Source organism: Streptomyces sp. NPDC002209, from assembly GCF_042890265.1.
Classification (GTDB): Bacteria; Actinomycetota; Actinomycetes; order Streptomycetales; family Streptomycetaceae; genus Streptomyces.
Genome location: NZ_JBIARX010000004.1, coordinates 1 through 13,213 on the forward strand (window position 1 = coordinate 1; position 13,213 = coordinate 13,213).

Annotated in this window: 13 protein-coding genes and 1 pseudogene; 8 read left to right on the top strand and 6 right to left on the bottom strand. The window is 71.8% G+C overall.

Annotation, left to right across the window (positions count from 1 at the left end):
- The 6 genes and pseudogenes from ACFYXK_RS09510 to ACFYXK_RS09535 all read left to right on the top strand — a co-directional run.
- On the top strand, window positions 1-462 hold a 462-nt coding region (locus ACFYXK_RS09510), incomplete at its 5' end, for an ABC transporter ATP-binding protein (RefSeq protein ID WP_389410566.1).
- Window positions 449-1,351 (top strand): ABC transporter permease, encoded by a 903-nt coding sequence (locus ACFYXK_RS09515; protein WP_389410567.1) that lies wholly within the window; start codon window positions 449-451, stop codon window positions 1,349-1,351. The genes ACFYXK_RS09510 and ACFYXK_RS09515, both read left to right, overlap by 14 nt.
- 144 nt (window positions 1,352-1,495) lie before the next feature.
- Window positions 1,496-1,588 (top strand): putative leader peptide, encoded by a 93-nt coding sequence (locus ACFYXK_RS09520; RefSeq protein ID WP_389410568.1) that lies wholly within the window; start codon window positions 1,496-1,498, stop codon window positions 1,586-1,588.
- Between the two features lie 162 nt (window positions 1,589-1,750).
- Window positions 1,751-3,154 (top strand): sulfatase, encoded by a 1,404-nt coding sequence (locus tag ACFYXK_RS09525; protein WP_389410569.1) that lies wholly within the window; start codon window positions 1,751-1,753, stop codon window positions 3,152-3,154.
- 71 nt (window positions 3,155-3,225) lie between these two features.
- The gene (locus ACFYXK_RS09530) at window positions 3,226-4,152 is read left to right on the top strand and encodes a formylglycine-generating enzyme family protein (protein ID WP_389410570.1); all 927 of its coding nucleotides are present in this window, start codon (window positions 3,226-3,228) and stop codon (window positions 4,150-4,152) included.
- Between the two features lie 54 nt (window positions 4,153-4,206).
- Window positions 4,207-4,692, top strand: a pseudogene (locus ACFYXK_RS09535) (cobalamin biosynthesis protein CobW); the annotation flags it as partial.
- Window positions 4,693-4,811: 119 nt separating this feature from the next.
- Here the strand turns inward: ACFYXK_RS09535 and ACFYXK_RS09540 are convergent.
- Window positions 4,812-5,528 (bottom strand): TetR/AcrR family transcriptional regulator C-terminal domain-containing protein, encoded by a 717-nt coding sequence (locus ACFYXK_RS09540; protein ID WP_389410571.1) that lies wholly within the window; start codon window positions 5,526-5,528, stop codon window positions 4,812-4,814.
- A gap of 174 nt (window positions 5,529-5,702) precedes the next feature.
- Between ACFYXK_RS09540 and ACFYXK_RS09545 the strand changes: the two genes are divergently transcribed.
- Complete coding sequence (locus ACFYXK_RS09545) at window positions 5,703-7,331, top strand: CocE/NonD family hydrolase (RefSeq protein WP_389410572.1); 1,629 nt, start codon at window positions 5,703-5,705, stop codon at window positions 7,329-7,331.
- A 102-nt stretch (window positions 7,332-7,433) separates the two neighbouring features.
- Here the strand turns inward: ACFYXK_RS09545 and ACFYXK_RS09550 are convergent, their stop codons facing one another.
- Both ACFYXK_RS09550 and ACFYXK_RS09555 read right to left on the bottom strand, forming a co-directional pair.
- Entirely contained in the window at window positions 7,434-7,931 is a 498-nt protein-coding gene (locus ACFYXK_RS09550) for an SDR family NAD(P)-dependent oxidoreductase (RefSeq protein WP_389410573.1), read from the bottom strand.
- Window positions 7,932-8,015: 84 nt separating this feature from the next.
- Complete coding sequence (locus ACFYXK_RS09555; protein WP_389410574.1) at window positions 8,016-8,750, bottom strand: SDR family oxidoreductase; 735 nt, start codon at window positions 8,748-8,750, stop codon at window positions 8,016-8,018.
- 164 nt (window positions 8,751-8,914) lie between these two features.
- Between ACFYXK_RS09555 and ACFYXK_RS09560 the strand changes: the two genes are divergently transcribed.
- Window positions 8,915-9,721, top strand: a complete 807-nt coding sequence (locus tag ACFYXK_RS09560; protein ID WP_389410575.1) for a helix-turn-helix transcriptional regulator — start codon at window positions 8,915-8,917, stop codon at window positions 9,719-9,721.
- Between the two features lie 39 nt (window positions 9,722-9,760).
- Here ACFYXK_RS09560 and ACFYXK_RS09565 read toward each other — a convergent pair whose 3' ends face one another.
- The 3 genes from ACFYXK_RS09565 to ACFYXK_RS09575 all read right to left on the bottom strand — a co-directional run bounded on the left by ACFYXK_RS09565 (window position 9,761) and on the right by ACFYXK_RS09575 (window position 13,086).
- Window positions 9,761-10,960 (bottom strand): MFS transporter, encoded by a 1,200-nt coding sequence (locus ACFYXK_RS09565; RefSeq protein WP_389410576.1) that lies wholly within the window; start codon window positions 10,958-10,960, stop codon window positions 9,761-9,763.
- 119 nt (window positions 10,961-11,079) lie between these two features.
- A complete protein-coding gene (locus ACFYXK_RS09570) occupies window positions 11,080-12,135 on the bottom strand; it encodes a tartrate dehydrogenase (RefSeq protein WP_389410577.1) in 1,056 nt (351 codons plus the stop codon).
- Window positions 12,136-12,192: 57 nt separating this feature from the next.
- On the bottom strand, window positions 12,193-13,086 hold the full coding sequence (locus ACFYXK_RS09575; protein ID WP_389410578.1) for a LysR family transcriptional regulator: 894 nt from the start codon (window positions 13,084-13,086) through the stop codon (window positions 12,193-12,195).
- Window positions 13,087-13,213: the final 127 nt, after the last annotated feature.

The following is a 13,213-nucleotide window of genomic DNA, read 5'->3' on the forward strand; positions in this document are numbered from 1 at the left end:
CTGCGCGGGGTGGCCAAAGCCGACCGCAAGCCGGAGGCCGAACGCCTGCTGGAACTGGTCCGCCTCGGCGGCGCACACGGCAAGCGCGTCCACGAACTGTCCGGCGGCATGCGCCAGCGCGTGGCCCTGGCCCGGGCACTCGCCCAGGACAGCCGACTGCTGCTGATGGACGAGCCGTTCGCCGCGCTCGACGCCATCACCCGCGACGTCCTGCACGGCGAACTCACCCGCATCTGGGCCAAGACGAACCTGTCCGTGCTGTTCGTCACGCACAACGTGCGCGAGGCCGTCCGCCTCGCCCAGCGCGTGGTCCTGCTCTCCTCACGGCCCGGCCGGGTCGCCAAGGAATGGACCGTGGACATCCCGCAGCCCCGCCGCATCGAAGACGCAGACGTCGCGGAACTGTCCGTCGAGATCACCGAACACCTGCGTGGGGAGATCCGCCGCCATGGCCAGCACTGACACCATCCCCGAGGTCGCGCCGAACGGCAAGACCGACGACCTGGCGGGCCTGGAAGCCGGACTCGACGCCCTCGACGCGGTCCAGACCCACCGGACCCCGGTCCGGGAGGTCCTCGTCAAGAAGGCCCTGCCGCCGCTCCTGGCCGTCGGCCTCGTGCTCCTCGTCTGGCAGGTCCTCGTCGCGGCGAAGGTCACCGACCCGACCAAGCTGCCCCCGCTGTCCGCAGTCTGGGACAGCCTGTCCGACATGTGGCTCAAGGGCACCCTGCTGGAAGTCGTCTGGACCAGCGTCTCCCGCGGCCTGCTCGGCTTCCTCCTCGCCCTCGCCATCGGCACCCCGCTCGGCCTCCTCGTCGCCCGCGTCAAGTTCGTCCGCGCCGCGATCGGCCCCATCCTCCAAGGCCTGCAGTCCCTGCCCTCGGTCGCCTGGGTACCCCCGGCCGTCCTCTGGTTCGGCCTCAACGACGCCATGATGTACACGGTGATCCTGCTCGGCGCCGTCCCCTCCATCGCCAACGGCCTCGTCTCCGGCATCGACCAGATCCCCCCGCTCCACCTGCGCGCCGGCCGCACCCTCGGCGCCACCGGCCTGCGCGGCGCCCGCCACGTCGTCATGCCCGCCGCCCTGCCCGGCTACCTCGCCGGCCTCAAGCAGGGCTGGGCCTTCTCCTGGCGCTCCCTCATGGCCGCCGAGATCATCGCCAGCTCCCCCGACCTCGGCCTCGGCCTCGGCCAGCTCCTCGAGAACGGCCGCAACAACATCGACCTGCCCGGCGTGTTCCTCGCGATCATCCTCATCCTCGTCGTCGGCATCGCCATCGACCTGCTCATCTTCAGCCCCGTCGAGCGCTACGTCCTGCGCAGCCGCGGCCTGCTGGTCAAGAGCTGACCGGCAGGCCGCGCTCGGCACTGACCAGCCACGACACCGTCCGGCAGACGCCGGACGGTGTCGTGCGCCGAGCAGCTCATCGACCGGCCACTTTTCACATGCCGTACATGGACCGGCTTCACCGCCGCCCCTAACCTCATCGGCATGGCAGCTGGAAGCCCTCTCACCGCGCGCCGCCACCTCGATCTGGGCAGGCTGGCGAGCGCTCTGTGTCCGATCGCCCCGGCGCGACGGTAACCACGCGTCGCCTCTTCGCACGGGATCCCCACCTGGCACCTCGCACCGGTCCGCCCCGAAGGGGCCGACCGGCCGATGCCTGATCCTCGTCTCTCTTCCACCCCTTCAGGGCAGTTGACCTGCCGTTCCCGTACGAGCTGCGGAACCAGGAGAAGACATCCCATGAGCGACAACAGCAGACCGCGGGTGAGCCGCCGCGGATTCCTCGCCGGCACGGCGGCCGCCGCGGCCGCGGCGGCGGTTCCGGCGATCGCCCAGGTGGCGGCCGCGCCTCCCGCCGCTGCCGCGACCCGTCCCAACATCCTGCTCATCGTCACGGACGACCAGCCCAAGCACACCGAATGGGCACTGCCGAAGACCATGGCCTGGCTGGCAGACCAGGGCGTCAAGTTCACCAACGGGCACGTCACCACCCCGCTCTGCTCGCCCTCCCGGTCGTCGGTCCTCACCGGCCGCTACGCCCATCACCACGGTGTCCGCAACAACAAGGCCTCGTACCAGCTCGACCAGAGCACGACCCTCCCCCGGTACCTGAAGCAGGCCGGCTACCGCACCGGCCTGTTCGGCAAGTGGCTCAACTCCTGGACCCTGTCCGACAACCCGCCGCACTTCGAGGATTTCGCCCTGCTCCAGCCGGGCTACGTCGACGCGCAGTGGAACGTCAACGGCACGGTACAGACGATCAACGGCTACACCACCAACATCATCAAGAACCGCGCCCTGAACTTCCTCGACAAGGCGGCGGCCGACTCCCGGCCCTGGTTCGCGTACGTCACCCCGTACGCCTCCCACGGCCCGCGCACGCCCGAGGCGAAGTACGCCGGCACGGCCGTCCCCGAGTGGAGCGGCAGGCCCTCCGTCCCGGAGAACGACCGCAGCGACAAACCGGCCTACATCCGGAACGCGACCGGGACCCTGGCCGACGGGAAGCAGATCCGTGCCGAACAGCTGCGCACGCTGCTCACCGTCGACGACACGGTCCAGGCGTTCAAGAACAAGCTCCAGGCGCTCGGACAACTCGACAACACCCTGGTCATCTACATCGCCGACAACGGCTTCACCTGGGCCGACCACGGATGGACAAAGAAGTCGGTCCCCTACCGCCCGGCGCACGAGGTGCCGTTCTACCTCTCCTGGCCGGCCGGCGGCCTGAGTGCCGGGACCACCGACAGCCGCATCACCGCGAACATCGACATCGCCCCCACGGTCCTCGACGCGGTCGGCATCACACCCGCCCACTCGGTGGACGGCAGGTCCCTGCTGTCCTCGTACAGCCGCGACCACCTGCTCGTCGAGTGGTGGCAGCAGGGCACCACCGCGGGCGGCCCGCCCACCTGGGCCTCGTACGTATCCCAGGACAAGCAGTACACGGAGTACTACGACCTCACCACCGACGGCAACGGCACCGTGTCCGGCACGGGGCAGGTGAAGTTCCGCGAGTACTACGACCTGGCGGGCGACCCGTACCAGCTGACGAACAAGCTGTACCAGGCCACCCCGGCGGACGAGCAGAACCTGGGCATCCCCGCCCTGGCGGCGCAACTCGCCGCCGACCGCACCGCCTAGCGGTACCGGGCCGGGTGCCCGCGGCATGCCCCGCGGGCACCCGCCCCCCAACTCACACCGACGGAGCCGCCATGCTTTCCTGCTGCACCCCCGGACACGGCGACGCCACCCCCGTCGCGCTCTCCCTCGCTCCGCCGCCACCCGCAGCCGCAGCCCAGCGGGCCGCCCGGCGGCTCGTCGACCTGCCGGGCGGGCGCTTCCTCATGGGCACCGACGACCCGGACTCCTTCCCGGCCGACGGCGAAGGGCCGGTACGCGAGGTCGCCGTCGACCCGTTCCGCATCGCGCCCACGACGGTGACCAACGCCCAGTTCGCCACCTTCGTCAAAGCCACCGGCCACGTCACCGAAGCCGAACACTTCGGTTTCTCCTTCGTCTTCGGGGGCTTCCTCGCCGACGACGTCGCCGCCGTCTCCGCACCCGTGGCGGCCGTCCCCTGGTGGCGGGCCGTGCCCGGCGCGAGCTGGCGGCACCCCGAGGGCGCCGGTTCGTCCGTCACCGCGCGCCAGAACCACCCCGTCATCCACGTCTCCTGGAACGATGCCCAGGCGTACTGCGCCTGGTCCGGCACCCGCCTGCCCACCGAGGCCGAATGGGAGTACGCGGCCCGCGGCGGGCTCGAGCAGCGGCGCTACCCGTGGGGCGACGACCTCACCCCCGGCGGCCGGCACATGTGCAACATCTGGCAGGGCGACTTCCCCACCCGCAACACCGCGGAGGACGGGTACGAGGGCACGGCACCGGCGAAGTCCTTCCGCCCCAACGGCTTCGGGCTCTACAACGTCGTCGGCAACGTATGGGAATGGTGCGCCGACCGGTTCGCACCCGGAGCCGGCCGCGTGATGCGCGGCGGCTCCTACCTCTGCCACGACTCGTACTGCAACCGCTACCGCGTCGCTGCCCGGAGCTCCAACACGCCCGACAGCTCCACCGGCAACATCGGCTTCCGCGTGGCCGCGGACAGCGGCACGGCCGCCGGGCCGACACGTCGGTCCTGACGACACCAATGGGCGCTACCAGGAGGACTCGGTGACTCCGGGAAAGCAGCCGGCGTGCGCCTGTTCTCGCATGCGGACGCGGGAATCCTCGTCGGCGGGCTCCACTGCAACGACCTGGTCCCCGAACTGGATCGACTGGCCGACAGCGGCCCGACCCGGCTGGCCGTCGTCGAGCTCTGGGACTCGGTCGAGCCCAAGGCGACGGCCGAGGTCGTCACCGCACACGGCGCCGGCGTACTCGACCTCACCGCCGTGATCACAGCGGTCGACGCCGCGCTCGTACTCCCGTACCTCGTCAACGGCGATGACCTGGCGGAGGTGGGCCTCGCGGCAGCCGCCACCGACCAGCGCACCGTCGCAGACACCTGGGCGCGGCAGTTGGAGTACGCGCCCGTACTCACCCTCGTCGACAGCGAAGACGCCGACGACGAGGACCGGGCCCTGCTCACCCAGCTCCATCCGACCGCCCGGCAGGTACCCGCCTCATCCGGCGAGCTCGCGCGACTGGCCCTCGCCGGTTCTCAGGTACAGCCCGCGGCCGGCCCCGAGCGGGGCTGCACCCGCACGGGTCTGTGGTCCTCAGCCCGGCCCGGCCGGCGTCATGGATGGCGGTTGACGGTCCGTCGCCGTACGGAGTCCGACCGGGAACGCCTACGGGATCAGTCGGTGTCGAGGCCGTCGATGAGGCGGTTGAGGAACCGGCTGAAGGTGGCTTCGGGAGCCAGGGGGCGTCCAGGGGCCGAGAGGGCCTCGGCGAGTTCCGGGTGGTGGCCGTCTGCGGCGACGACCGCCAGGTAGCGGGCTTCGGCTGCGGCCCGGTCCGGGGACTGCGTCATAGCGGCCTGCGCCACCTCGTGAGCGACGTGGCCGGCCACGAACGCCGTGAGCTGGGCGAAGACCTCCAGTTTCGCCGCACCGTCCATTCCGGCGGGCCGCAGGGCGGCGAGCACGCGCTCCAGGAAGGCCAGGGTGTGGGGTCCGGGGACGAGGCGGGTGGTCAGGGCGGCGGGCAGCCAGGGGTGCCGCAGCATGTGGGCGCGCTGGAGGTGGGCGATCGCCTTCAGGTCGGCGCGCCAGTCGCCGGTGAGCGGGTGCGCGGTCGGCAGTTCGGCGCAGACGTGGTCGACCATCAGGTGCAGCAGCGTCTCCTTGTCGGGGGCGTAGCTGTAGAGCGACATGACGCCGGCTCCGACCTGTGCGGCGACCTTCCGCATGGTGACCGCCTCGAGCCCCTCCGCGTCCGCCAGGGCCACGGCCGCCGCGGTGATCACCTCTCGGCTGTAGGCGGGTTTGCGGCCCCTGCGGGGCTGGTCAGAGCCCAGCCAGAGCTGCTCGGGGTCGACGCCCGGGGCGCCGGCGCTTCCTTCGCGGGACACGGCCCACGCTCCTCTCCTTGATCGGCGGCCCTTGCGTGCCTCAGTCAAGCATGCCCTATTCTCGTACAGCGTACGGAAATTAGGAGGAGAGCGATGACGTCACCCACGCACGGTCCCGTGTCGAGGCCTACCTGGGCACCGCCTGCCGGGAAACCGCCGCTGACCGCACGGATGATGAGGGCGACATGGCGCCGTCTCCCGCCGAAGCTGCACGATGTGGGGTGGGAGCCCGGGCTGGTGGTGCCGGCCGCCGACGGCAGCCCGCTGATCACGGACCACTACTTCCCGCGCACCGAGGGCGACTTCCCCACCCTCCTGGTGCGCTCCCCGTACGGCAGGGGCCTGCCGTGGTCCCCCATGTACGGCCTGCTCTTCGCCGAACAGGGCTTTCACGTGGTCCTGCAGAGCTGCCGCGGCACCGGCGGTTCGGGGGGTGCGTTCGACCTGTGGCGCAACGAGCCCGCCGACGGCCGGGCCACGGTGTCCTGGCTGCGCGAGCAGCCCTGGTTCAACGGAACGCTCGGGACCGTCGGGCCCAGTTACCTGGGCTACGTACAGTGGGCCCTCGCCCTGGACCCGCCGCCGGAGCTGAAGGCGATGGTGGTGCAGGTGGGCCTGCACGATCCCCACGCACTGTTCCATTCGGGCGGCGCGCTGCACCTGGAGACGGCCCTCGTGTCCGGCCTGGGCATGACCTACCAGCACCAGGGCATGGGCCCGTTCGTGAAGGCGACGCTGCGCCTGCAGCGCCGGCTGCGCGAGATCACCACGGCGAAGCCACTGCGCGGCGCGTACGCCCCGGCCTTCGGGGGCGAAGTGCCCTGGCTGGACGAGGTGATGACACACCCGGACGCCGAGGACCCGTACTGGCGGGGCGCGTCCCTGGCGGAGTCGGCACAGCGGCTCCGCGTGCCCACGAGTCTGATCACCGGATGGCACGACGCACTGGCCGACCAGAGCTTCGAGCAGTACGAGCGGCTGCGCGCGGCCGGCTGCGAGACCGCCCTGCTCGTCGGCCCCTGGACGCACACCTCCGCCCTGCAACAGGGATGGCCAGAGGTGTTCGCCGAGAGCCTCGCCTGGCTGCGCGCCCACCTGGGTGGCGATCCCTCCGGGCTGCGTCCCACGAGGGTGCGCTTGCACGTCGGCGGCGAGAACGCCTGGCGCGACCTCGACGACTGGCCGCCGGCCGCGCACACCGGCCCGTGGTTCCCCACCCCCCAGGGGCATCTCACCCGGCAGACCCCAACGGACTCCGCGCCACTGGCGTCGTTCCGCTACGACCCGCAGGACCCGACCCCCTCCCTCGGCGGCCCCCTCCTCTCCCGTACCGCCGGTCCGCGCGACAACGGCACCCTGGAGGTCCGGGAGGACGTCCTGACGTTCACCGGTCCCCCGCTGACCGAGCCCGTGGACGTCCTCGGGCCGGTCTCCGCGCGGTTGAGCATCTCCACGGACACCGGACACACCGACGTCTTCACCCGGCTGTGCGACGTGGACGCCCAGGGCCGCTCCGTCAACGTCTGCGACGGGCTGGGCCGCCTGCGGACGGACGGGCGGGAGCCGTCGCAGATCACCGTGCCGATGAGCTCCACCGCCCACCGCTTCGCCGCCGGCCACCGCATACGCTGGCAGATCAGCGGGGGCGCCCATCCGCGATACGCCCGCAATCCCGGCAACGGGGAGTCGGCGGTGGACGCCACCACCTTCACACCGGTACGCATCACGCTCCACGCGGACTCGGCGCTGCTGCTCCCCGTGCATGCCCGCGGTTCCGGGCCCCGCCAGGCGGCCGGCGACTGACCGGCGAGGCCGCGATCAGCCGAGTGCCAGGAGCGGCTCCCGCTCCTGGCACTCGGCCCGTCGCCCGCCCGCCGCCGCGCGGGCGGGCGACGGGAGGCGCGGCTACGGCACGGTGTAGCCCCCGTCGACCGGGATCACCGCTCCGGTGACGCCGACCAGCCCCGCGCCCGAGGCCATGTTGACGATGACGCCGGACCCTTGCGCGACCATGTGCCGGAGCTCGTGCTTCATCGACAGGAACGCGCCGCGGGTGTTGACGGCGATCATCCGGTCGAGCATCTCGGCGTCGTACTCCCAGGTGTACTGGAACTCGCCGTCGTAGCCGGCATTGTTCAGGGTGATGTCGAGACGGCCGACGCCCTCGACCGCGGCCTCGACGGCCCGCTCCACGTCGGGTTCCCGCGTCACGTCGGCCAGCACGCATCGCGCGGTGCCGCCCGCCGCCTCCATGCGGCGCACCGTCTCCTTCAGGCTCTCCTGCGTGCGGCCGGCGACGGTGACGACCGCGCCTTCGGCCGCCAGGGCCAGGGCGCTCGCCCGGCCGATCCCGCTGCCCCCGCCGGTGACGAGGGCGGCCTTCCCCGCGAGCTGCTGCGTCATGGTCCTTCTTCCTTCCGTGTGCGGCTCCGTGAGCCGAGTCGTGTGCGGGCACCGGTCGCATCCGGCGCCCGCCGTCGCCGGACGTCAGCCTTGGAGCGAGGCGGTCGAGCGCACGATGAGTTCGTTGACGTCGACGCCCTCCGGCTGGTCGACCGCGTAGCAGATGGCGTCGGCAATGGCCGAGGAGTCGAGACCCACCTCGCCGACCGCGTCGCGCACGGCGTCCTGCAGCCGGTCCGTGCCGCCCGAGTGGGTCAGTTCGGTCCGCGTGAGCCCGGGGCAGACGACGGTGACGCGCACGTCGGGGGTCTCCTGGCGCAGGCCCTCGGACACGGCGCGCACGGCGTACTTCGTCGCGGAGTAGACGACCCCGGTCGGGTCCACCCGGTTGGCCGCAGTGGACGCGACGTTGATGATCTGCCCGGAGCGGTGCTCGCGCATCGAAGGGAGCACCGCCGCGATGCCGTGCAGTACCCCGCGCAGGTTCACGTCGATCATCCGGTTCCAGTCGTCGACGCGCAGGTCCTCGACCAGGGACAGCGGCATGATGCCGGCGTTGTTCACCAGGACGTCGACCCGGCCGTGCCGGGCGAGGACGTCGTCGACGACGGCGCGCACGCTCGCGAGGTCGGTGACGTCCAGCTCCGCGTACTCGGCGTCGTGGCCGGCCTCCTTCAGCTCGGCGACCAGCCGGGCGAGACGGTCCACCCGACGGGCGCCGAGGACGACGTGGTGCCCGGCCGCCGCGAGACGACGGGCGGTGGCCTCACCGATGCCGCTGGAGGCGCCGGTCACGAGAACGATCTTGGATGTGTTCATGGTTCGATCCCTTCGGGATTCGCAAGAGGTGGATGTCGGTGCGACACATCCAGAGCACCACCGCCGCGAAACCCGTGGCAGACGGGAACCGAACCCCCGGCACGGCGTACGGGGGGTACGGCGTACCCCCCTCACGCCGACCCCTTCGGCTAGGGTCCCGACCCATGACCGAGAACGATCTCCGGGCCTTCCTGCGCTCCCGCCGCGCCCGCATCAGCCCGGAGGCGGCGGGCCTGCCCCGGCCGCCCGGCGTGCGCCGCGTCCCCGGCCTGCGCCGCGAGGAGGTCGCCCAGCTCGCCGGCGTGAGCGTCGACTACTACGTACGCCTGGAGCGCGGCCGCAATCCACACGCCTCGCCCGCCGTCCTGGACGCCGTGGCCCGCGCACTGCGGCTGGACCCCGCCGAGCGCGACCACCTCTTCGCCCTCGCCAAGCCCGGCCGGCCGCAGTCCCGCCCGGCGCCCGGGTCGGTGCGCCCCGGCCTGCTGCACGTCCTGGACAACGTCTCCGGCATCCCCGCGCTGATCCTCGACCACCGCCTCGACGTGCTGGCCATGAACCGGCTGGCCCGCGCCTTCTACCCGGGCTTCGACGAGGTCCCGGCGGGCGAGTGGAACATGGCCTCCTTCATGTTCCTGGACCCGGCGGCCCGCGAGCTGTACGTGGAGTGGCCCGAGACCGCCCGCGAGAACGTCGGCATGCTGCGCCTGTACGCCGGACGCCACCCGCAGGACCCCCGGCTCGCCGACCTCGTCGAGGCCCTGACCACCGACCCCGACTTCCGCCGCCTCTGGGCGGAGCAGGACGTGTACCGCCCCACGTACGGCGACAAGCGCTACCGCCACCCGCTCGCCGGCGAACTCACGCTGGGCTTCGAGGCGTTCACCCCGTCCGGCGCCCCGCACCAGACCCTCGGCCTGTACCCCGTCGAACCCGGCTCGCCCTCCGAGGCCGCGCTCCGTACGCTCTGACTCCGGCCGGCTCAGACGGACTGGGTATCAGGTGCGGCGTCACCGGGACGTGGGCCCCTGGCGCACCGGGTGGCGGAGCAGATAGACGGCCGCGGTCGAAACCAGGGCGGTCATACAGGCGAGGAACACCAGTCCGGCGCCCTCCAGGCCGACAGGGCCCGTCAGTACGCCCACGCCGATCACCGGTACCGAGATGCCCGCGTACGCCACCACGAACAGCATCGAGATGACCGCAGCGCGCTGGTCGGCCGGAGACGCCCCCGCCACCGCGGAGAGCGCCCCGCGGAAGGCCAGGCCCTGCCCACTGCCGCCGACGAGCGCGCTGAGGACCACCAGCACCAGCAGGTCCCAGTACAGGGCGCCCGCGAGCAGGACCAGCCCGGCGAGGAGTGCCGCGCAGCCCAGCGGCAGGGACCGGCCGACCCCGATGCGGCCGACGGCCAGTTGTCCGGCGGTCGACGCGAAGAAGGCCAGCGCGACGATCAGCCCGCTCACGGCCCGGTTGTGCACGTCCAGGGACTCGACGAGGAACGCCGGGCTGACCGACGTGAACACTCCGAAGAGCGCGAACCCGACGAACGAGGCGGTGGCGGCGGGCACGAACACCTGCCGCACCGACGCGGGCAGAGCGGGCCGCTGCGGCCGTACCGCCGCGAGCGACTGCCGCTCCCGTACCGTCTCGGGGAGCCGCAGCAGGACGGCGGCCGAACCGGCCACGAGGACGAGGTGCACGGCGAACGGCAGGTACAGCGGCCAGGGAGCGTACTGGGCGAGCACGCCGGCGAGCAGGGGGCCGCAGCCCAGGCCGCCCATGTTGGCGGCCGTCGCCACGAACGTGGCGCGGGAGGAGCCGTCCCGCGGTGCCAGTTCGATGACGTAGGCCGTGGCAGCCCCGGTGAACAGACCGGCGGACAGGCCCGACAGCAGGCGGCCCGCGTACAGCCAGCCCAGCCCGGTGGCGCACAGGAAGCAGCCGGCGCTCGCCGCCGCGAGCGCGAGGCCCGCCAGCAGGACGGGCCGCCTGCCCACGACGTCCGAGGCGTTGCCCGCCAGCAGCAGGACCCCCATGACGCCGAAGGCGTACACGGCGTACACGACCGTCACCTGGAGCTCGGAGAATCCGAACTTCTCCTGGTAGAGGCCGTAGAGGGGGGTGGGCAGAGTGGTGCCGGCCATGCACACGGCGAACACCGCCCCGCCGAGGAGGCACTGGCGCCAGCGTCTGCGATCACCGTCCATGCCGCCGACGGTAACGGCGCCCGGCGTCGGGGACGGCGCGGCATGCCGACGGCGCGGCATCCCTCGCCGACGGGATCGCAGCCGGCCCCGTGTCCGCGGTGCCGGGCCTGCGCGCCCCGTCAGAGGTGCCGGAGGATCGTGGAAGTGAACTCGGCGGTGGAGGCGCTGCCGCCGAGGTCGCGGGTGCGTACCGGGGTGGTGGCCAGGACGCGGGCGATGGCGTCGGTGATGTCTGTCGCGGCCTCGGGGTGGCCGAGGTGGTCGAGCATCATGGCGGCGGACCAGATCGCGCCGATCGGATTGGCGATGCCCTGCCCGGCGATGTCGGGGGCCGATCCGTGGACCGGTTCGAACATGGAGGGGTACTCGCCCTCCGGGTTGAGGTTGGCGGACGGAGCGATGCCGATGCCGCCGGCCACGGCCGCCGCCAGGTCGCTGAGGATGTCGCCGAAGAGGTTGGAGGCGACGACGACGTCGAAGCGGGCGGGGTCGAGGACGAACTTGGCGGCCAGCGCGTCGATGTGCTCCTGGTTCCACTCGACCGTGGGGTGCTCGGCGGCGCGCTCGGCCACCAGCTCGTCCCAGAACGGCATGGTGTGCACGATCCCGTTGGACTTCGTCGCCGAGGTGAGGGGGCCGCCACGCCGTTCGGCGAGGCCGAAGGCGTAGTCCAGGACCCGGGTCACTCCCTTGCGCGTGAACACGGCCTGCTGCACCGCCATTTCATCGGGCCCTCCGCGGTTCATCCGGCCGCCGATCTCGCTGTACTCGCCTTCGGTGTTCTCCCGTACGACCACGAAGTCCACCTCGCCGGGCACCGCCGCGCGCACCGGGCTGGGAAGACCGTCGAACACGCGGATGGGGCGGAGGTTGACGTACTGGTGGAAGGCCCGGCGGATCGGGATGAGCAGCCCCCACAGGGACACGTGGTCCGGCACACCCGGGTAGCCGACGGCGCCGAGAAGGATCGCGTCATGGCGTCGGAGTTGCTCCAGTCCGTCCTCGGGCATCATCGATCCGTGGCGGAGGTGGCGCTCGCAGGACCAGTCGAACTCCTCGTAGGTGAACGTGATGCCGTGACGCGCCCCGACGGCGTCGAGGACCTCGCGTGCCGCCGGGAGGACTTCGGCGCCGATGCCGTCACCGGGGATGAGGGCGATGCTGTGGTTCGTCATGGCCCGAATTCCAGCAATCAGGGGTCGTCCGGGTCCAACACGTATCCCCGATGTGCCTCATAGGCCGGCCCTATCGATCGATGGGCCGGCGATCTCCAGGAAGGCACGGGCAGCCGGCGTCAGCTGTCCCTTGCGGCTCACCAGGACGTTGTGCTGGACGCAGGCCGGTTCCAGGTCGAGGACGAGGGCTCCGGCCCGCTCGGACAGGTCGGCCCAGGATTCCGTCACGACCGCCAGTCCGACACCCCTGAGCACCAGGGGCAGGAAGGCCATGCGGTGTTCGGTCTCCACCGCGACGATGACGTCGATGCCCTGTGCCTGCAGATCGTCGACGTACGCACGGATCCCGGTCCCCCGCTGTCCCACGATCAGCCGGCGCCCCCGAAGCTGCTCGGCTTGCACCGCCCGCCCGGGCGGGAAGGGGCCGTCCATCGGGGTGACCAGGACGAGCCTGTCGTCTCCGGCGGGGTGCGGGACGACGTCCCGACTCTGCAGCGGCGACGAGGTGATCAGCAGTCCGAGCTCGCAGGCTCCGGTGCGCACCATCTCGACCACGGCCTCGCGGGTCAGGGCCATGCGCAGGCTGAGCGACACCGCGGGGAAGCGCTCGGTGAAGCGCTGGACCATGGTGCTGAGGGGTTCGATGGTGGGTGAGGCCATCGCGGCGATCTCCAGGCGCCCACCGCGCAGTTCTCGGACGGAGCCGACGCTGGCCCTGGCCAGCTCCAGCGCGTGCAGGGCTTCCCGCGCCCGCGGAACCAGTGCGGCACCGGCGTCGGTCAGGACCACCCTCCTGCCGATCCGATGGAACAGGTGGCCGTCCACGTCGCGTTCGAGGGCCTGGATGGCCTGCGACAGGGACGGCTGCGTCACGTAGAGCGCTGCGGCCGCGCGGGTGAATCCACCGTGGTCCACGATGGCGAGGAAGTACGTCAGCTGCCGGAAGTCCACGGTTCAGCGTAGGCCGTCCACTCGTGTGACCAGGTGGGACCCTCCACACCAACCGGGAATCGAATAATATTGACGATCGACACAAGTTCGCAATATTTTGGAGTGCCCAAGATCCTCGATCCCGGTC